This is a genomic window from Pseudomonas sp. FW305-96 (assembly GCF_058783825.1).
On the sequence record NZ_JBYSYW010000003.1, the window covers coordinates 1 to 17,967 of the forward strand.

Annotated in this window: 16 protein-coding genes; 8 read left to right on the forward strand and 8 right to left on the reverse strand. The window is 63.5% G+C overall.

Translation table 11 applies throughout. From position 1 onward, the window contains the following. A partial coding sequence (locus tag AC3WL2_RS02795) for an SIS domain-containing protein (RefSeq protein ID WP_102719659.1) occupies positions 1–702 on the reverse strand: 702 nt, incomplete at its 3' end. A 103-nt stretch (positions 703–805) separates the two neighbouring features. On the opposite strand from AC3WL2_RS02795, the gene zwf reads away from it, so the two are divergent. Beyond that, positions 806–2,248, forward strand: coding sequence for a glucose-6-phosphate dehydrogenase (gene zwf, locus AC3WL2_RS02800; protein WP_102683416.1), 1,443 nt, complete (start codon positions 806–808; stop codon positions 2,246–2,248). Here zwf and AC3WL2_RS02805 read toward each other — a convergent pair. Continuing rightward, positions 2,245–5,103: an EAL domain-containing protein gene (locus tag AC3WL2_RS02805; RefSeq protein ID WP_102683419.1), complete on the reverse strand. Its 2,859-nt coding sequence runs from the start codon at positions 5,101–5,103 to the stop codon at positions 2,245–2,247. The two genes, zwf and AC3WL2_RS02805, sit on opposite strands and share 4 nt — an antisense overlap. 253 nt (positions 5,104–5,356) lie before the next feature. Here AC3WL2_RS02805 and uvrD point away from each other — a divergent pair, with 253 nt between their 5' ends. The 3 genes from uvrD to AC3WL2_RS02820 all read left to right on the forward strand — a co-directional run bounded on the left by uvrD (position 5,357) and on the right by AC3WL2_RS02820 (position 9,071). Continuing rightward, positions 5,357–7,540, forward strand: coding sequence for a DNA helicase II (gene uvrD / locus AC3WL2_RS02810; protein WP_102683415.1), 2,184 nt, complete (start codon positions 5,357–5,359; stop codon positions 7,538–7,540). Positions 7,541–7,701: 161 nt separating this feature from the next. Continuing rightward, a complete protein-coding gene (locus AC3WL2_RS02815) occupies positions 7,702–8,550 on the forward strand; it encodes a Tim44 domain-containing protein (RefSeq protein ID WP_102683414.1) in 849 nt (282 codons plus the stop codon). 113 nt (positions 8,551–8,663) lie between these two features. After that, positions 8,664–9,071: an SMI1/KNR4 family protein gene (locus tag AC3WL2_RS02820; protein WP_023629684.1), complete on the forward strand. Its 408-nt coding sequence runs from the start codon at positions 8,664–8,666 to the stop codon at positions 9,069–9,071. Between the two features lie 143 nt (positions 9,072–9,214). On the opposite strand, the gene AC3WL2_RS02825 is transcribed toward AC3WL2_RS02820, so the two are convergent. After that, positions 9,215–10,975: a cation:proton antiporter gene (locus tag AC3WL2_RS02825; protein WP_102683413.1), complete on the reverse strand. Its 1,761-nt coding sequence runs from the start codon at positions 10,973–10,975 to the stop codon at positions 9,215–9,217. A gap of 325 nt (positions 10,976–11,300) precedes the next feature. Between AC3WL2_RS02825 and AC3WL2_RS02830 the strand changes: the two genes are divergently transcribed. Beyond that, a complete protein-coding gene (locus AC3WL2_RS02830; RefSeq protein WP_102683412.1) occupies positions 11,301–11,786 on the forward strand; it encodes an acyl-CoA thioesterase in 486 nt (161 codons plus the stop codon). Here the strand turns inward: AC3WL2_RS02830 and pdxY are convergent. Then, positions 11,783–12,655 (reverse strand): pyridoxal kinase PdxY, encoded by an 873-nt coding sequence (gene pdxY, locus AC3WL2_RS02835; protein ID WP_102683411.1) that lies wholly within the window; start codon positions 12,653–12,655, stop codon positions 11,783–11,785. The genes AC3WL2_RS02830 and pdxY overlap by 4 nt on opposite strands. A gap of 120 nt (positions 12,656–12,775) precedes the next feature. On the opposite strand from pdxY, the gene AC3WL2_RS02840 reads away from it, so the two are divergent. Further along, positions 12,776–13,168, forward strand: coding sequence for a DUF3301 domain-containing protein (locus AC3WL2_RS02840; RefSeq protein WP_102683410.1), 393 nt, complete (start codon positions 12,776–12,778; stop codon positions 13,166–13,168). Here AC3WL2_RS02840 and AC3WL2_RS02845 read toward each other — a convergent pair whose 3' ends face one another. From AC3WL2_RS02845 to zigA, 3 genes are read right to left on the reverse strand one after another with little or no spacing between them, the layout of a single operon-like run. Next, complete coding sequence (locus AC3WL2_RS02845; protein WP_102683409.1) at positions 13,169–14,143, reverse strand: CobW family GTP-binding protein; 975 nt, start codon at positions 14,141–14,143, stop codon at positions 13,169–13,171. Between the two features lie 52 nt (positions 14,144–14,195). Next, positions 14,196–14,813, reverse strand: coding sequence for a DUF1826 domain-containing protein (locus AC3WL2_RS02850; RefSeq protein ID WP_102683408.1), 618 nt, complete (start codon positions 14,811–14,813; stop codon positions 14,196–14,198). After that, positions 14,810–16,018 carry a zinc metallochaperone GTPase ZigA gene (gene zigA / locus AC3WL2_RS02855; RefSeq protein ID WP_102683407.1) on the reverse strand — a complete coding sequence of 403 codons (1,209 nt, stop codon included), beginning with the start codon at positions 16,016–16,018 and terminating at the stop codon, positions 14,810–14,812. Before zigA ends, AC3WL2_RS02850 begins: the two co-directional genes overlap by 4 nt. A 109-nt stretch (positions 16,019–16,127) precedes the next feature. Here zigA and AC3WL2_RS02860 point away from each other — a divergent pair, with 109 nt between their 5' ends. Then, positions 16,128–16,505, forward strand: coding sequence for a hypothetical protein (locus tag AC3WL2_RS02860; RefSeq protein ID WP_023629677.1), 378 nt, complete (start codon positions 16,128–16,130; stop codon positions 16,503–16,505). A gap of 23 nt (positions 16,506–16,528) precedes the next feature. Further along, entirely contained in the window at positions 16,529–17,410 is an 882-nt protein-coding gene (folE2, locus tag AC3WL2_RS02865; RefSeq protein ID WP_102683406.1) for a GTP cyclohydrolase FolE2, read from the forward strand. An 8-nt stretch (positions 17,411–17,418) separates the two neighbouring features. Here folE2 and AC3WL2_RS02870 read toward each other — a convergent pair whose 3' ends face one another. After that, positions 17,419–17,946: a DUF3617 domain-containing protein gene (locus AC3WL2_RS02870; protein WP_102683405.1), complete on the reverse strand. Its 528-nt coding sequence runs from the start codon at positions 17,944–17,946 to the stop codon at positions 17,419–17,421. Positions 17,947–17,967 lie beyond the last annotated feature (21 nt).

Below are 17,967 nucleotides of genomic sequence, written 5' to 3' on the forward strand. Positions count from 1 at the left end.
GTAGATCTCGGTGTCCTCGTGCACGTCGATGGCCAGGTTGACCGTCGACAGCTCGGCCAGCGGTGTCTGGCTCGGGCACAGGGTGATCAGGTTGGCACCGCTCTCGCGCACCAGGTTGGCGGTGATCAGCAGGTCCTTCGAGCGCCCCGACTGGGAAATGCACACCGCCACATCGCCCGGCTTGAGCGTGACAGCCGACATTGCCTGCATGTGCGGATCGGAATAGGCCGCTGCGCTGAGCAGCAGGCGGAAGAACTTGTGCTGCGCATCCGCCGCGACCGCGCCCGAGGCACCAAAACCGTAGAACTCCACTCGCTGGGCCTGGGCCATGGCCGTCACCGCCTGCTGCAAGGCTTGCGGATCGAGGTGCTCGCGCACTTCCATCAAGGTATGCAGGGTGGTGTCGAAGATCTTCAGGCTGTAGTCGGCGACCGAGTCGTCTTCATGGATGGCGAACTGACCGAAGCTGGCACCGGCAGCCAGGCTTTGCGCCAGCTTGAGCTTGAGATCCTGGAAGCCCGAGCAACCGATCGCCCGGCAGAAGCGCACGATGGTCGGTTCGCTGATCCCCACGCTGTGCGCCAGGTCGGCCATCGAGCTGTGCATGACGGCAGCCGGATCGAGCAGCACATGGTCGGCCACTTTGAGTTCCGATTTGCGCAGCAGGTGCCGCGATTGGTCGATATGTTGCAACAGATTCACGGGCTGGACTCGGTTATGATCGGCGTGCCGGGATGTAGCTTTCTTGTAGTTATACTACATGCTTGCCAACCCGCCCAGCTAATCGAACGTGGAGAGTGGTGGTTTGACGATTCCTTGCGACATCCTGGTCTTCGGCGGCACGGGCGACCTGGCCCTGCACAAACTGCTCCCGGCGCTCTACCACCTGTATCGCGAAGCCCGCCTGCACACGGCCGTGCGGATTATCGCCCTGGCCCGACGCAACCTGCCGCGCACCGACTACGTCAAGCTCGCCGAACGCCATTGCCGGGCGCAGGTCGCCCGCCAGGACTTCGACGAAGACGTCTGGCAGCGCTTTTCGGCGCGGCTCGACTACTTCCCCATGGACGCGGCGCAGAGCGCCGACTTCGGCCGCCTGGCCCGCTACCTGGGGGAGCCCGGCGGCCTGACGCGGATCTTCTACCTGGCCACCGCGCCCAAGCTGTTCGTGCCGATTGCCACTCACCTGCGCATCGCCGGCCTGGCCGACAGCGAAGCGCGCATCGTGCTGGAAAAGCCCATCGGCCACTCGCTGGAGTCGGCCACCGCGATCAACGAAGCGATCGGCGCGGTGTTCGACGAATCCCAGGTCTTTCGCATCGACCACTACCTGGGCAAGGAAACCGTGCAGAACCTCATGGCCCTGCGCTTTGCCAACGCCTTGCTCGAGCCGGTATGGCGCAACGGCCAGGTCGACCATGTGCAGATCAGCGTCTGTGAAACCCTCGGTGTGGAAAACCGTGGCGCCTACTACGACCGTGCCGGCGCCACCCGCGACATGCTGCAGAACCACCTGCTGCAACTGCTCTGCCTGGTGGCCATGGAGCCCCCCTCGGAGTTCGAGGCCGAGGCGGTACGCGACGAGAAGGTGAAGATCCTCCGCGCCCTCAAGCCCATCACCGGCCAGGACGTACAGGACAAGACCGTGCGCGGCCAGTACGGCGCCGGCAAGATCGGCGGCCAGGAAGTGCCGGCCTACTATTTCGAGAAGGACGTGGACAACGACAGCGACACCGAAACCTTCGTCGCGGTCCAGGCGCACATCGACAACTGGCGCTGGGCCGGCGTGCCGTTCTACCTGCGTACCGGCAAGCGCATGGCGCGGCGCTCCTCGCAGATCGTCATCCAGTTCAAACCCGTTCCGCACGAGCTGTTCAGCGGCGGCCAGGTCAACCAGCTGCTGATCCAGCTACAACCGGACGAGCACATCAGCCTGCGCATGATGACCAAGAGCCCAGGCAAGGGCATGCGCCTGGCGCCGGTCGAGCTGGACCTCAACCTGGCCCAGGCCTTCGCCCAGACCCGCCGTTGGGAGGCCTACGAACGGCTGTTGCTGGATGTACTCGAAGGCGATTCGACGTTGTTCATGCGCCGCGACGAGGTCGAAGCCGCCTGGGCCTGGATCGACCCGATCCTGCAGGGCTGGGAGGAGCATTTCCAGGCGCCGCGCCCTTACCCCGCCGGCAGCAATGGCCCGGAACAGGCCAACAGCCTGCTGGCGCGCCTGGGCCAGGCCTGGCACGCCTAGTCCAGGTCGGCGGTCGAACGCCCCAGCAGCGCCTTGAACGACGCGGCATCGACCGGCCGGCTGATCAGGTAGCCCTGCACCTCGTCACAGCCGTGCTCGCGCAGGAACTGCAGCTGCTCACGGGTTTCCACCCCTTCGGCCACCACCTTCAATTGCAGGCTCTGGGCCATGGCAATGATCGCCCGAGTGATGGCCGCGTCCTGCGTGCCTTCGAGCAGGCCGCGGATAAACGCCTGGTCGATCTTCACGTAATCGACCGGGAAACGCTTGAGGTAGCTCAGTGACGAATAACCGGTACCAAAATCGTCGATGGCCAGCTTCACCCCCAGCGCATGTAGCTGCTCGAAGGTGGCGATGATGTGCTCGACACTGTCCAGCAACTGGCTTTCGGTCAGTTCCAGCTCCAGCAGGTGCGGCGCCAGGCCGGACTCCTGCAGTACCTGACGCACCAGGCTGACCAGCTTGCCCTGGCGCAACTGGTACACCGACAGGTTGACCGAAACACGCACTTCCAGGCCCTGGCGCAGCCACTCGCAGGCTTGCCAGCAGGCCTGGCGCAGCACGAACTCGCCCATGGGCGCGATCAACCCGGTTTCCTCCGCCAGACCGATGAACTCGCTGGGTGGCACCATGCCCCATTGCGGGTGCTGCCAGCGTACCAGGGCCTCGGCGGCGTGCAGCTGGCCGGTGCGCAGGCACAGCTTGGGCTGGTAGTAGACCAGCAGTTGGCCTTCGTCGATGGCCTTGCGCAACTGGTTCTCCAGTTGCAGGCGCTCCAAGGTGCTGGCACGCAGGCTCTCGGTATAGAACTGGAAGCTGTCGCCGCCCAGATGCTTGGCATGCTGCTTGGCCATGTCGGCCTGGCTGACCAGGGCATTGAGATCCAGGCTGGCGTCGGACAGCAAGCTGATGCCCACCGAGGCGCTGATCACCACCTCGTGCCCGCCCACACGCAGGGGCACGCGCAGTTTGTCCAGCAGCCGGGTGGTGACACGCACCAGGCTGGATAAGTTGGTATAGCCGTCGAACAGCACCGCGAACTCGTCGCCAGACAGGCGCGCCACGGTGTCGGCCTCGGGCACCGCGTTGGCCAGGCGCTGGGCCATCTTCTTGAGCAACTGGTCGGCCAGTTCATGGCCCAGGCTCTCGTTGAGCAGCTTGAAGCGGTCCAGGTCGACGTGCAGCAGCGCCAGGCTGCGGCCATTCAGGCGCAGGCGCTGCGCCGCCTCGTGCAGGCGCAGGCGGAACAACGCACGGTTGGCCAGGCCGGTGAGGTCGTCGTAATGTGCCAGGTAGCGCAGGCGCTCCTCAGATTCTCGGCGCGCCGACAGGTCGGTGAAGAAGCCGACGATATTGACGATGCGCCCCCGCACATCGCTCACGCTGTTGAGCTGCAACCATTGGGGGTAGAGTTCGCCGCTCTTGCGCGCCTCGACCAACTCGCCCTGCCAGCGGCCCTGCTGGTCCAGCGCCTGATCAATGGCCTGGCTGTGGCGCCGGGCGTCACGACTGCAGGGCAGCTCCAGGGCGTTGCGGCCTATCAGCTCGGCGCGGCCATAGCCAGTGACATCGCAGAAGGCTTGGTTGACCGCCAGCAGCTGGAAGTCGGCATCGAGAATGGCGATGCCCTCGCTGGCTGCCTCGAACACCGTCGCGGCCAGACGTTGCTGCTCCTCCTGCTCCTTCTGTACGGTGATATCACGACGGGTGCCCAGCATGCGCAGGACCTTGCCCTGGGCATCGGATTCCACCGCCCGCCCACGGTCCTCGATCCAGCACCAGTGGCCCTGGGCATGGCGCACCCGGTACTCGACCCGGTAGTCCTCGGTGCGCCCCTTGAGGTGTTCGACCAGCGTGCGCCGCAGCAGCGGCAGGTCATCGGGGTGCAGCCGCGGCTTGAGGTCGGCGCGCACCGAACGGACCTGCTCGGCGTCGAGGCCGAACAGGGCATGCAGTTGCGTGTGATGGACCTCGTCAGTCTCCAGGTTCCAATCCCACAGCCCCAGCTCGCTGGCCTGCAGGGCCAGGGCCAGGCGCTGCTCGCTCTTGCTCAGGGCCTGGTTGGCCAGGTCCAGTTCATGGCTGCGCTCGGCCACGCGCTGTTCAAGGCCGGCATGGGCCTGGCGCAGGTCATCCTCGGCCTGGCGGCGCTGGGCGATTTCGGCGCTGAGCTTGCGGTTCAGCCCCTCGCTGTGGCGCTGGGCGCACTGCAGATGTTCGATCAGGGCCTGGTTCTGGAAGCGACGCAGCAAGCCACGCTCAATCAGGCGATTGACCTGCCAGGCCACCACCATCAGCGCCACCAGCAGGATCAGCCCCAGCCACCCCCAGCCACGCTGGTGCCCGGCGTCATAGACGAAGAGAAACGCGATGGGCGGCAGCAGGCACGGCACCGCGAAGCTGAGGAACGCCGGCAGGCTGACCGCGTAGGCGACACTGGCCGACAACGCCGCCGCCCCGAGCAAGCCGAACACCCAGGCCTGCTGCACGAAGTTGTCCGCCGGCGCCAGGGCTATCACCGCACTGGCCAAGGTCAGGCCGCTGAACGCAGAACCGAGCAGGAACATCCGCCGCCAGACTGGTTTGGCCTGACGAACCGGTGTCGCCGATTCGAAGGCCGCCACCTGGATCACCCTCAGCACCACCAGTGCCAGCAGCCAGGCCATCCACACGCCAACCAGCAGATAGCGCCCAGGGCCCCACAGCAGCCAGGCGCTGAGCAGGCCGTTGAGCAGCATGAACAACGTGGGCAGCAGAGAGCCCTGGTAAAGCAGGCGAGTACGCTCGATCGACAGTTGGGTGGCGAATTGCCTGCGAACGCTCCGTGTCGTCTCCGGCGATGCTCCGATCGCCATGCAATCCTGGGTCATATGGCTGGATTCTTTTGAGTTCTTGTTATGGCTGACCACAAATGTGCAGGGAGAATACACAAGCGTCGCGTCAGACCAAACTGCTCTACGTCATGATTTGGAAAATGTCTTGTCCGTCCAGGTCTGACCGCTCAACCACGGGGCGCTGCCAGCAGCGCCGATGAACGGTAGATGGCCTGTGCGGTGATTTGCAGCGCGGGCGTTTGCCCCTGCCTGCGCGCGGCCATAGAATGCCCGCATGCATAATGACGACCTCTCCCTCCTGCTGAACTCCCTCAACGACGCCCAGCGCCAGGCCGTGGCGGCCTCCGTCGGGCGCCAACTGGTGCTGGCCGGCGCCGGCTCGGGCAAGACCCGCGTGCTGGTGCACCGTATCGCCTGGCTGATCCAGGTCGAACAGGCTTCGCCGCACTCGATCCTGTCGGTGACGTTCACCAACAAGGCCGCGGCGGAAATGCGCCAGCGTATCGAGCAACTGCTGGGCATCAATCCGGCCGGCATGTGGGTCGGCACGTTCCACGGCCTGGCCCACCGGCTGTTGCGGGCGCACTGGCAGGAGGCAGGGCTGGCGCAGAACTTCCAGATCCTCGACAGCGACGACCAGCAGCGCCTGGTCAAGCGGGTGATCCGCGAAATGGGCCTGGACGAGCAGAAATGGCCCGCGCGCCAGGTGCAGTGGTTCATCAACGGCCAGAAGGACGAGGGCCTGCGCCCGCGGCATATCCAGGCCAGCGGCGACCTGTTCCTGGCCACCATGCGCGACATCTATGTCGCCTATGAACAGGCTTGCGACCGCGCCGGGGTCATCGATTTCTCCGAACTGCTGCTGCGCGCCCTCGACCTGTGGCGCGACCAACCGGACCTGCTCAAGCATTACCAGCGCCGCTTCCGCCACCTGCTGGTGGACGAGTTCCAGGACACCAACGCCGTGCAGTACGCCTGGCTGCGCCTGCTGGCCTCCGGTGGCGACAGCCTGATGGCGGTGGGTGACGACGATCAGTCGATCTACGGCTGGCGTGGCGCCAAGATCGAGAACATCCACCAATACACCGCCGACTTCCCCGACGCCGAGTTGATCCGCCTGGAGCAGAACTACCGTTCCACCGGCGGCATCCTCAAGGCGGCCAACGCCCTGATCGCCAACAATAGCGGACGCCTGGGCAAGGAACTGTGGACCGACATGGGCGAGGGCGAACCCCTAACGCTCTACGCTGCGTACAACGAGCACGACGAAGCGCGCTACGTGGTAGAGACCATCGAAAGTCTCATCAAGCAGGGCAACGCTCGCGACGAGATCGCCATCCTCTACCGTTCCAACGCCCAGTCGCGGGTGCTGGAAGAGGCCCTGCTGCGCGAACGCATTCCCTACCGCATCTATGGCGGCCAGCGCTTCTTCGAACGCGCCGAGATCAAGAACGCCATGGCCTACCTGCGTCTGCTCGAGGGCCGCGGCAACGACGCGGCGCTGGAGCGGGTGATCAACGTGCCGCCACGCGGCATCGGCGAGAAGACCGTCGAGGCCATCCGCGAACACGCCCGCCACAGCCAGCTGTCGATGTGGGACGCCATGTGCCAGCTGCTGGCTGCCAAGGCCCTCAAGGGCCGCGCCGCCAGTGCGCTGGGTGCCTTCATCGAGCTGCTCGAGAACCTCGCCGCCAAGGTGCTGGACATGCCACTGCACCTGATGACCCAGACCGTCATCGAACAGTCCGGCCTGATCATCTACCACCAGGAAGAAAAGGGCGAGAAAGGCCAGGCCCGGGTGGAAAACCTTGAGGAACTGGTCAGCGCGGCGCGCAACTTCGAGACCAGCGACGACGACGCCGACCTGTCGCCACTGTCGGCGTTCCTCGGTCATGCCTCGCTGGAGGCCGGGGACACCCAGGCCGACGAGCACGAGGACAGCATCCAGCTGATGACCCTGCACAGCGCCAAAGGCCTGGAGTTCCCCTACGTGTTCCTGGTGGGCATGGAGGAAGGCCTGTTCCCGCACAAGATGAGCCTCGAAGAACCCGGCCGCCTCGAAGAAGAACGGCGCCTGGCCTATGTGGGCATCACCCGGGCCATGCGCCAGCTGTTCATGACCTACGCCGAAACCCGTCGCCTGTACGGCAGCGAAACCTACAACAAGGTGTCGCGTTTCGTCCGGGAGATTCCGGCCGGGCTGGTGCAGGAAGTGCGCCTGTCGAATACCGTCAGCCGCCCGTTCGGCGGCGCCAAGACGCCCGCGAGCAGCCTGTTCGCCAACGCCAGCATCCCGCAGACCGCCTTCAGCCTTGGCCAGCGGGTGCAGCATGCGGTGTTCGGCGAAGGCGTGATCCTCAACTTCGAGGGCTCCGGTGCCCAGGCGCGGGTGCAGGTGAACTTCTCCGAAGGCAGCAAATGGCTGATGCTTGGATACGCCAAGCTGGAAGCCATCTGAGCCCAATCGCGGGGCGTGCCCCGCGATGACCTTTCAGACAACGCCCGTCCGCATTCCCGACTATCAGGCAAAAGCTCGAAACATGTTGTCGCTGGCTATGTCTGCCGGTTCATGTGCACCATGACGCGCGTGCAATCCACACAAACGGGAATCCCCAACTTATGCAACGTTTTCTTAGCATCGCTCTGGCGCTCTGCGTCGGCCTGACGCTGAGCCTCGACGCCAACGCCAAGCGCTTCGGTGGCGGCAAGAGCTCGGGCTCCGCGCCTATCCACCAGACCCGCCAGGCAACCCCGACCACCCCTGCCGCCGCCCCAACCGCGCCAGGCCGCGCACCCGCTGCCGCCAGCGGCGCCTCGCGCTGGCTCGGTCCACTGGCCGGCCTCGCCGCCGGTGGCCTGCTGGCCTCCATGTTCATGGGCGACGGCTTCGATGGCATGCAGATCCTCGACTTCCTGATCATGGGCCTGATCGCCTTCCTGGTCTTCCGCTTCATCGCCGCGCGACGCCGCCAGCAGCAGCCGCAACACGCTGCCGCCGGCCATGCCCCGTACCAGCGTGAAGCCCAGCCGCAGGCCGCCCCGCAGTCGATCTTCGGCGGTGCCGCCGCACCGGTTGCCGCGCCTGCAATCAACGCCCCGGCCTGGTTCAACGAAGCCAGCTTCCTGGCCGCCGCCCGTTCGCACTTCCAGTCGCTGCAGCAGCACTGGGACGCCAACGAGATGGACAAGATCGCCGAGTTCGTCACCCCGCAGATGCTCGAGTTCCTCAAGCGTGAGCGCGCGGAACAAGGTGAAGGCTTCCAGTCCACCTACATCGACGACCTCGATGTGCAACTGGACGGCGTAGACGACCGCGCCGACCAGACCGACGCCACCCTTACCTTCCGTGGCGTGTCGAAGACTTCGCGCTTCGACCAGGGCGAAGCGTTCAGCGAAAGCTGGCACATGGTTCGCGCCCAGGGCGAAAACCAGCCTTGGCTGCTGGCCGGTATCCGCCAAAACGGTTAACCGTCGCACGTTGCAGAAAAAACCCCGGGCCTGTCCCGGGGTTTTTGCTTTTGCCAGAGCGGCCTACTAGGGTATAACGCGCAGCGTTGTCATAAGGTCAGAGGATGTGAACCGTGGAAGAAGTGATCGAACAACTCCGTGAAGCCAACGAGCCGGTACCGGTGCCGCTGGAACTGCCGGACGAGGATCAGCTGGTCGAAATCGAGGAAGAGCTGTTCATCAATATCCCCTTCGTGTTCAAGGAATACCTGCTGACCGTCAGTGACGTGGTGTACGGCAGCCTCGAGCCGGTGACCGTGACCGACCCGCAATCCCACACCTACCTGCCGGAGGTGGCGGCCAATGCCTGGGACGCCGGCGTGCCCCGCGACCTCATCCCGATCTGCCAGGACGGAGACGATTTCTACTGCGTTGAAGAGGACGGCACCGTGGTGCTGTGGTCCGGTGAAGAGGAAATCGTCACCGAGGAAAGCTGGGAATCGGTCTGGCACTGGGCGCGGGATGTCTGGCTGGAAAGCTGAATGAGAAATACCCGCACAAAGTGATGGCTTATAGCTACCAATCACTCGTAGAATCGCCAGGCTCTCTGCGCCTGGCGACACTGCTACCGCTCCATCCCCTCGGACGACGGTGAAATCTTGCGCAGAAAGCGTTAACCGCTCCCTCAGTGCGAATGATCGCGGCTGTTCTCCAACGTCTCTAGCAACGCCACCTGCATTCGCGTATGCACACGGATCAGCCAGCGCCACAGCAGCGCCACCACCACCGCCGCCACTACCGCGATGATCAGCAGCAGTTCGCTGGTCGGCAGAATGCTCGCCGACAAGGCTGACAGCAGCAGGAAGATCACCAGCAGTGACAACAACGGTATCACCTCGGCAATTACCCGCCGTACACGCTGGGTATGCCGCCCCGCCATCTCGGGTTTGACCCCCATCTCCGCCAGCAGCATCGACAGCGCCTTGAGCTTGCGATAGGCGGCGATCAGGAACGGCAGCGACAGCAGCAACGCCGCGCCCCAGATCAGTGCCTTCTGCTGACCGGCATCCGAGACCCATTCGCTCAACCAGGCGCCGATACGCCCGGCAAAGTAGCCGCCACTGAAGAAGATCGCGATCACCAGCGCCAGGTTAACCCCCACCTGCAACAAGATGCGCCGGATCATCGCCGCCAGCATGGCCCCCTCGCCTTGGGGCTGGATACTGCGCAACCACTCGCCGTACAGTGAAAGCACCCGTGCCAGACGGCTTGGTACTACCTTGCCCAGCTTGATCGACAACGGGTCGGCAGCGCGAATCAGGTAGGGTGTGAGCAAGGTGGTGATGGCCGAGACGGCCACCGCGACCGGGTAGAGGAAGTCGCTGGTGACCTGCAGGGTCATGCCCAGGGCGGCGATGATGAAGGAGAATTCACCGATCTGCGAAAGCCCCATCCCCACACGCAGCGAAGTGCGTCCATCATTGCCGGCAATGAACGCCCCCATGCCGCAGGAGAGCATCTTGCCCAGCACCACCGCCAGGGTGATGACCACGATCGGCCAGGCGTATTCGAGCAGGATCGACGGGTCGATCATCAAGCCGATGGCCACGAAGAAGATGGCACTGAACAAGTCGCGCACCGGCTCGATCAGGCGCTCGATCTTCAGCAGCTCACGGGACTCGGCCATGATCGCGCCGATCAGGAAGGCACCCAGCACCATGCTGTACTCAAGCTTGACCACCAGCAGGCAGAAGCCGAAACACAGGCCCAGCACGGTAATCAGCAGCATCTCGTTGCTTTCGAACTTCGCCACGTAGGCCAACAACCGCGGCACCAGCAGGATGCCGATGACCAGCGCGACGATCATGAACAGCGACAACTTGCCCACGGTCGAGAACACCTCGCCAGAGCTCACCGTGCCACTGACGGCTATGCCCGACAGCAGCGCGATGATACCGATGCCGAGAATGTCCTCGACGATCAGCACGCCGAAGATCAGTTGGGCAAAGCGCTCGTTCTTCATTTTCAGGTCGTTGAGCGCCTTGACGATGATGGTGGTCGAGGAAATCGCCAGGATCGCCCCGAGGAACAGCGAATCCATGGTGTTCCAGCCAAACCAGCGACCTATCTCGAAACCGATCCAGATCATCAGGACGATTTCCAGGAAGGCGGCGATGAACGCCGTGGCGCCGACCTTGAACAGCTTGCGCAGGCTGAACTCCAGGCCCAGGCAGAACATCAGGAAGATCACCCCCAGTTCGGCCAGGGTCTTGATCGTGTCTTCGTCGTGGATCAGCCCGAACGGCGGCGTGTGTGGACCGATGATGAAGCCGGCGACGATGTAGCCCAGCACCACAGGCTGCTTGAAGCGATGAAAGAGAATGGTGACCACCCCGGCAACCAGCATGATCACCGCCAGATCCTGGATGAAGCTGATGGCATGCATGGCGTGTTACTCCTTGTTTTCGATGCTGGGGCGAACCGCTCCTCTACCGATAAGACCCTGGGCGCGGAGCGGGCACATACTGTTGTGATTGACGCAAAAGCCCACGTTGCATGGGCGTCGTCAGGTTAACATCGCGCCTTGCCGCAAATTGCCAATGCAATATGCAGAAACAGATCGGCAGATTCGACACCGCCGATGGCAATATTGGCGTGACGATGGAGCGTCAGCCGACGTCCCGTACCAGGATGGGAAACCTCAAAGAGGGGAAACAGAAGTGTCTGCAGATACCCGCCCCGATACCGTGCAAATTCACCGTGAGCTCTCTATGGAACCTGGAAACGCCCAGCTGACCATGACCGTCCTGATGACACCGGACATGGCCAATTTCTCTGGCAACGTACACGGCGGCACCCTGCTCAAGTACCTCGACGAAGTCGCCTATGCCTGCGCCAGCCGCTATGCCGGCACCTATGTGGTGACCCTGTCGGTGGACCAGGTGATCTTCCGCGAGCCGGTGCACGTCGGCGAGCTGGTGACCTTCCTGGCCTCGGTCAACTACACCGGCAACACCTCGATGGAGGTGGGCATCAAGGTTGTCACCGAGAATATCCGCGAGCGCTCGGTGCGCCACTCCAACAGTTGCTTCTTCACCATGGTCGCGGTGGACGACGACCGTCGTCCGGTGAAGGTGCCACCGCGCCAGCCGCAGAGCAGCGAGGAGAAGCGCCGCTTCCTGCAAGGCCAGCAGCGCCGCCAGATCCGCCAGGAGCTGGAGCAGCGCTACCAGAACCTCAAGACCGACGCGATCTAGTACATCAAGCGCTGCGCCTCGAAGCGCACCCGTGGATGGGCGATGCGATCCTGGGCCCGCACCAGTTGCAGTTCGTAGCTGGCGCAGGCCTGGGTTTCCAGTAGCACCTCATGCACGGCGGCGGCGGTGAACTCGAAGGCGTGCAGCCAGTTGTCGCCAAGCAGCACCCGGGCCAGGAACAAACCTGACGTCAGGTCGCCCACCCCTACCGGCTGACGCGGGAACGCCAGCAACGGCCGACGCAGGTGCCAGCTGGCTTCACGGGTCACCAGGAGCATCTCGAAGGCATCGTCCGCGCGCTGTGGATAATTCAGGTGCTTGACCAGCACAACCTGCGGCCCACGCTCCAGCAACCCGCGCGCCATGCCCACGCAATCCTCCAGCGACTGCGCGCGACGGCCACAGAAACTGTCCAGCTCGAGCTGGTTGGGGCACAGGATATCGGCCTTGGCCACGGCCTGCTCGAGCAGGAACTCACTGACCTCGGCCGGCACGATGCAACCTTTCTCGGCGTGGCCCATGACCGGATCGCACAGGTACAAGGCCCTGGGATTGACCGCCTTGATCCGCTCGACGCCAGCCAGGATCGCCCGCCCCTGCTCGGCACTGCCCAGGTAACCCGACAGCACCGCATCGCAGTGGCCCAATTCGCCGATATTGGAAATGCCTTCCACCAACGCAGGAATTTGCGCTGGCGCAAGCACTTCCCCCGCCCACTGGCCATACTGAGTGTGGTTGGAGAACTGCACCGTGTTGAGTGGCCAGACGTTGACCCCGACCCGCTGCATGGGAAACACCGCGGCGCTGTTGCCGGCGTGTCCAAAGACCACGTGGGACTGAATGGCGAGCAGGTGCGGTGTACGTTTCATGCAGGGCGCTTCCGAAACTGTGTGAAGAAATGTGCGGCCCGCAGTATGAACCTGATTGCCATCTGTACGACAGGCCAGAGACGCAGTTAAGCTGGATCGACCTGTCTGGAGCTTACGCAAATGCTGACCCTGGAAAACCTTTTCGTCCTGATGCTGGTGGCGACCGCAGGCGCCTGGCTGTGGCACAACCACGGGCTTCGCGAGAAGGCCCTGGCGCGGGTCAAGCAGCATTGCGCCAAGCTCGACCTGGAACTGCTCGACGACGCCGTGGCACTCAAGCGCATCGCCTTCGTGCGCGACGCCAATGGCCGAAAGCGCCTGGCGCGCATCTACAACTTCGAGTTCACCGTTACCGGCGAACAACGCCACCCCGGCACCGTCACCCAGTTCGGTGCCCACACCATGCAGATCGAACTCGCCCCCTACCCGTTCGAGATAAATACCCCACCACGTACCGACAACGTCATCGAAATGCAGCAGTGGCGCCAGGAACATAACCGCTGGCGCAATTGATCACCCCGCCAGGTAACACTTGCCGATGGCCGCCTGGAGCATCTGCAAGGGTTGTGGCTGATCGAATATCAGCTCGATGCGCGAGTCCCTGCGCCATTCGCTGGGGCGCCATTCCAGCGCCCCACGTTCCAGGCCATTGAACGACTGCCACCCCGCCGCGCTGTGGATAACCCCCTTTGCCCGGCGCCACGACCATTGTTCAAGAACGCCACGTAGCGCCATTTCATCGAAGACCTGGCCCGGATGCCAGCGCCAACCTACGCTCCAGCCCTCCTCCGCCAACCGGGACTGACAGATCGGTTGCTGCGGATCCACCCACAAGGAGGGCCGTGGTACGGGGCTGTTATCCACAGGCAGGCTGGCAAGGTCGAGTGAACCCGCTGACGCCGCGGACGATACAGGCAAACCGGCGAGCGCTAGCGCGCCATGATCCGTCCACAACGCCGGGACTTCAGGCAATGATGCAGTTATCAACAGGCGGGTGGCAGCATCCACGGCACTCGCCTTGTTGAACAGCAGCAACCCCGCCTTCGCCAATGCCATGCTCTGCGCCTCGGGCAAGCCAACCCCCCTGGACAGAGCCGCGGCATCCAGCACCATCAACAGTGGCTGGACCGACAATACACCGGTCCAAGGCGCCCGCTCCAGCTGCTCTAGCAATTGGAGGGGGTGACCGAGGCCGGACGGTTCGATGAACAGGCGATCCGGGCGCGCCTTGCGCAGCAGACGGCCGAGCCCCACCTGGAACGGTGCGCCATTGACGCAGCACAGGCAGCCTCCCGCCACCTCTCCGATGGCGATGCCCGCCTCATCACGGCTGAGCAAGGCGGCATCCAGGCCGATCTGGCCAAATTCGTTGACCAGCACGGCCCAACGCTCACCAATCGGTCGTTGGTCCAGCAAGTGACGGATCAGGCTGGTCTTGCCGGCACCTAGCGGGCCGGCGATCACATGGGTGGGGATGTTCTGCAACATGGCTCGGTATCGCAAGGGCTTGATGGCAGTCTATACCGGGGCGTCCGGCAATTCATTCCAACCAGTCCAGGCTCAACAGCAAGCGACGTTCCCCGGCGGGGGTCTGCGGGGACCGGTGGACCAAGCCCGCACCCTCGTTGCCCAGCCACTTCTCGCCCTTGAGCAGGGCTACCTCTCCCGCCGCTAATCGCCGGACGTTATCCACAGGCGGCGGCGCCAGCTGCAACCGGGTACGGTCGATGGCTCCCTCTGGCAGCCATTCGCTACCTGCGCCGGCGTAGGTACTGAGCAGGCGCAATGGCACATGGTCCACATGCATGCGCGGGCACATCGCCCCCTCAAGCACCCGCAGCCGCACCCCCAGGCGCCGAGCGCCCAGCAGGCAGGTATAGGCCGCCACCAGCCAGGCCACATCGGCGACGAAACCATCGTAGCCATGCAGATCGGCGGTTTCTCTGAGCAGCCCGGGCAACGCTGGCGGCTGGCGTTCATCCACCTCGATCACGCGCTCATCGGCCAATGGCTGGCCCAGGCTCAGCACCAGGTTGGCGAAGTCCTCGACCTGGGCCGGCAGGCGGCGCTGCCAGACCGCGAGGTTGACCCCATCCTGGAGAATCTCCGTCATCACCTGGGGTGACTCACCAAAGACCTGGCGGATATCCACAGTCATGCCGCAGCGTCCTCATGCCACGCACCAAACGGGTCCGGCAGGCGCAGCCAGCCCATCGGCCCCAACTCCATTTCCTGGTCATCGAGCAGGCAGGCTTCCAGCTCTGTGGATAACCGAACAAAGTCGATGTTCTGCCCGATGAAGACCAGTTCCTGCCGGCAGTCACCCGCTTGCGCGGACCACTGCTTGAGGATCGCCGCAGTGTTCTCTTCATCCTGCGGCCACTGCTCGCGCGGCACGAAACGCCACCAACGACCAGCCAGGCCATGGCGCATCATGCCCCCGGCCTGCGACCAGCTACCGGCCTCCTGGAACTTGCTGGCCAGCCAGAAGAACCCTTTGGAGCGCAGCAAGCGGCCGTTGCTCCAGGGCTTGTGGATAAAGTCGAAGAAGCGCTGCGGGTGGAATGGCCGGCGCGCCTGCCAGGTGGTCGCGGCAATGCCATACTCCTCGGTTTCCGGCACATGTTCGCCACGCAGCTCCTGCAGCCAGCCCGGCGCCTGCGCGGCCTGGTCGAAATCGAACAGGCCGGTATCGAGGATGCGCGCCAAAGGCACCTGGCCCATCACCATCGGCACGATCTGCGCCCGCGCATTGAGGCTGCGCAGGATGGCGGTCAATTCTTCGCGCTCATGCTGGCTGATCAGGTCGATCTTGCTCAGCAACAATACGTCGGCGAATTCGACCTGCTCGATCAGCAAGTCACTGATCGAACGTTCGTCACCTTCGCCCAAGGTCTCGCCCCGGCTGGCCAGGCTTTCGGCTGCCTGATAATCGCGAAGGAAGTTCAGCCCATCGACAACGGTGACCATGGTGTCGAGGCGTGCCATGTCGGAGAGACTGCGGCCCTGCTCATCACGAAAGGTGAACGTCTCGGCGACCGGCAGCGGCTCTGATATACCCGTGGACTCGATCAGCAGGTAATCGAAGCGACCCTCGCCCGCCAACCGGGCCACCTCCTCCAGCAGGTCTTCACGCAGTGTGCAGCAGATGCAGCCGTTGCTCATCTCAACCAGCTTTTCCTCAGCGCGGTTGAGGCTGACATTGCGTTGCACCTCACTGGCATCGATGTTGATTTCACTCATGTCGTTGACGATCACGGCCACGCGCAAGTTGTCGCGGTTACGCAGGACATGGTTGAGCAACGTGCTCTTGCCGGCACCCAGGAAGCCGGACAGCACGGTGACAGGAAGACGGTTGGGCATGACGAACCTCATCGGGCAGGCGCATTCGAAACGATGCATTGCATAATGTTATATTATAACAATACAATTTCGCCAAGCCGTATCGCCGAACGGTTGTCTGGAGAGCGTCATGAAACTACCTGGCGTCATCGCCCTGCTGCTGCTCGTCCATCCAGAGCAGCTCTTTGCCATGCCCACTACCGACCTTGCACGGTGCACCCGCAGCGCAACCCTGCTGGCCTGCCAAGACAGCAAGGGCAATTACTACAGCGTGCGAACCGAGGGCAGCACCTTTTACTTGCGCGGGTATGAAGTTGCGAGCAAGCGGCTGTGGGCACAAACCAACAGCCGCCACGGCGCATTAACGTTTTTCACCGGCCTGGCCAGCGACGGCGAGGCTTGGGTCGGCTACAGCCGGCGTATTGGCTGGACCACGCTGAATCGTGTTTCCAGCTCCAGCGGCCAACGCTTCAACCTGCATTGCAGCCTCATCGGCGGTTGCCAGTGACTTAACCGTTCAGGATTTCTTCCATGACCAGCCTCTCCCTTCCCGATGTCGCCGCCCAGAGCAACCAACAGGCACTGCCGCTGGACTGGGTGGGCATGAGTGGTATCGCCGTTGCGCTGCAACTCGACGGGCGCACCGTCACCGCATTCGCCGATGCCGGAGTGAGCCTCGACGATGGTGCCTCACGCGGCATCCACATGTCCCGGCTGTACCTGGCATTGGAGGCGCTGGAGCATCAACCCCTGTCACCCCCGCTTCTACGCCAGATACTGCGGGCATTTCTGCTTAGCCACACCGGCCTGTCCAACAATGCTTATCTGCGCCTGACCTTTGATCATCTGCTCAAACGGTCGGCACTGATCAGCCCGTTGGCTGGCTGGAAGCGCTACCCGGTGACCGTGGATGCCAAGCTGGAATATGAAATGTTCCACGTGGAACTATCAGTAGATGTGCCCTACTCGTCGACCTGCCCATGCTCGGCAGCACTTGCAAGGCAGCTGATCCAGGAGCAGTTCGACAGGGACTTTGCCCATCGGCCATTGGATAGGCGCGGCATTCGCCAATGGCTGGGCAGCAGTGACGGGATCGTCGCGACGCCCCATAGCCAACGGAGCCTGGCCAGGCTTCAGGTACGCCTTGCAGGGGAAGCGCTGAACCTGACAGGGCTGATCGACGCGGCGGAAGCTGCGCTGGGCACTGCAGTGCAGACCGCCGTGAAGCGCGCAGACGAACAGGCATTTGCCCTGGCCAATGGTCAGAACCTGATGTTCTGCGAAGATGCTGCCCGGCGCCTGCACCTGGCATTGACGCAGATAGAGGAGGTGGCGGGGTTCAGCGTGCGCGTGGAACACGCAGAGAGCCTGCATGCCCACGACGCGGTCGCGGTTACTCAACATCGGTGGTGAGCGCTACTTCAACTGCGTGGCTTCACTGTTCCACAGTCGTTACCCAGCCAGACCGCCCGGGTATCCATGCTGCCCTGTTGCTGAACGCCGGACGCATTGAATGTGCCGTTGACCTTGGTAACAAACTCACGGTCGCTGAGGAAGGTGGCTTGGCCGTTGCCTTGGGCTTTCGGGCAGCTGAACTGGAACTTCCAGACATTGCCATTGCGCTCGGTGATCTTCTGCGTACAGCCCGATTGCGGGTCCTGCAGCGGAATGTCGTTGGTCTTGACCTGCTCGGGTGTCAGGCACGAACGCACACCCTTGCCGCCCACGGTGATGCCCTGCTTGGCCAGGGCACCTTCCATCATCGCCCGTTGCTCGGGCGGCAGGTTCTTCAACTGGCCGAGCATGAACTCCATGTCTGGCAACGGCTTGCCATCGACCTGCATGTTGCTGGTGGTCAACTCCCACAAGCCGGGTTGCAACATCTGCGCGTGAACCAGCGGGCTGCCCAACCCCAGTACCAGGGCGAGCAGTGGCAGACGAATCTTCATGGATGAAAGCTCCTCGAAATA

Coding starts and splice junctions, on each gene's coding strand:
- AC3WL2_RS02805 (WP_102683419.1), bottom strand. CDS start 5,103: ATGGCGATCGGAGCATCGCCGGAGACGACACGGAGCGTTCGCAGGCAA.
- uvrD (WP_102683415.1), top strand. CDS start 5,357: ATGCATAATGACGACCTCTCCCTCCTGCTGAACTCCCTCAACGACGCC.
- AC3WL2_RS02815 (WP_102683414.1), top strand. CDS start 7,702: ATGCAACGTTTTCTTAGCATCGCTCTGGCGCTCTGCGTCGGCCTGACG.
- AC3WL2_RS02825 (WP_102683413.1), bottom strand. CDS start 10,975: ATGCATGCCATCAGCTTCATCCAGGATCTGGCGGTGATCATGCTGGTT.
- AC3WL2_RS02830 (WP_102683412.1), top strand. CDS start 11,301: ATGGAACCTGGAAACGCCCAGCTGACCATGACCGTCCTGATGACACCG.
- pdxY (WP_102683411.1), bottom strand. CDS start 12,655: ATGAAACGTACACCGCACCTGCTCGCCATTCAGTCCCACGTGGTCTTT.
- AC3WL2_RS02840 (WP_102683410.1), top strand. CDS start 12,776: ATGCTGACCCTGGAAAACCTTTTCGTCCTGATGCTGGTGGCGACCGCA.
- AC3WL2_RS02845 (WP_102683409.1), bottom strand. CDS start 14,143: ATGTTGCAGAACATCCCCACCCATGTGATCGCCGGCCCGCTAGGTGCC.
- AC3WL2_RS02850 (WP_102683408.1), bottom strand. CDS start 14,813: ATGACTGTGGATATCCGCCAGGTCTTTGGTGAGTCACCCCAGGTGATG.
- zigA (WP_102683407.1), bottom strand. CDS start 16,018: ATGCCCAACCGTCTTCCTGTCACCGTGCTGTCCGGCTTCCTGGGTGCC.
- AC3WL2_RS02860 (WP_023629677.1), top strand. CDS start 16,128: ATGAAACTACCTGGCGTCATCGCCCTGCTGCTGCTCGTCCATCCAGAG.
- folE2 (WP_102683406.1), top strand. CDS start 16,529: ATGACCAGCCTCTCCCTTCCCGATGTCGCCGCCCAGAGCAACCAACAG.
- AC3WL2_RS02870 (WP_102683405.1), bottom strand. CDS start 17,946: ATGAAGATTCGTCTGCCACTGCTCGCCCTGGTACTGGGGTTGGGCAGC.